Source organism: Photorhabdus stackebrandtii, from assembly GCF_011189495.1.
GTDB classification, from domain to species: domain Bacteria; phylum Pseudomonadota; class Gammaproteobacteria; order Enterobacterales; family Enterobacteriaceae; genus Photorhabdus; species Photorhabdus khanii.
Genome location: NZ_PUJV01000138.1, coordinates 1 through 922 on the forward strand (window position 1 = coordinate 1; position 922 = coordinate 922).

Annotated in this window: 1 protein-coding gene; it reads right to left on the minus strand. The window is 57.2% G+C overall.

Features of this window, described 5'->3' with window-relative positions; genetic code table 11:
• Window positions 1–922 (minus strand): condensation domain-containing protein (locus C5470_RS21995; RefSeq protein ID WP_166291910.1); only part of this gene is annotated, 922 nt, incomplete at both ends.

Sequence of the window (922 nt, forward strand, 5' to 3'; positions counted from 1 at the left end):
TCCCACCACCATCGCCGGACTGCGTTCAACACAGATAGCGACCCGGTCATCAAGCTGTACGCCCAGTGCAATTAAATGATGCGCCAGCTGGTTGGCGCAGCGGTTCAGTTCACCATAGCTGAGTGACTGCCCTTCAAATAGCACGGCGGTGGCATCCGGGGTGCGTGCGGCCTGTTGCTCAAACAACTCATGGATCAGGGCCGCTTGCGGGAAGTCACGCTCAGTGGCATTGAAGTCCGCCAGTAATTGCTGACGTTCAGCGGCGGGCAACACATCCACCGCCAGGGCCGGCGAATGCGGTGCATCCGCCAATATCGCGACCAGTTGTTCCAGTGCCCTGACCAAATAGGCATTGATCCTTTTCGGATCGACAGTGCTGACAGTTTGAGCGGATAACATAAAATCCTTACCATCATCATCAATCGAGATCCCCACGGGATAATTGGTGCGTTCCCGGCCAGCCAGACTGGTTATACCAAACTGCGACAGGTTAAGCGTGCTGCTGTCCTTGTCACTCACATGCCGGCAGTTGAGCAAGGCACTGAACAACGGCATATTGCCGAGCCCGCTATAGCGCTGCACCAGGGACAAGGGGGTCTGTTCATAACGCAGTAAATTAGCGCATGTGTCAGTGACTGCCTTGACGAGTTCCTCAACGCTGATCCCTTTAAGTTTCAGCCTGACCGGCAAAGTATTGATAAACATCCCCAACGCGCCCGCACTGCCCGCCATGCCCGACATACGGCCTGATAAGGTGGTGCCGAATACAATATCGTCACGCCCGCTGGTTCGGGCAACGACCAGTGCCCAACCCGCATGGAACAACGCCGCGGGGCTGGTGCCCAGCCTGCGGGCCGTTTCACGGAGGGCGCGTGATAAGCCGGCATTAAGGGGCTGTTGAGCTTCTGCCGTATGTTCGCCC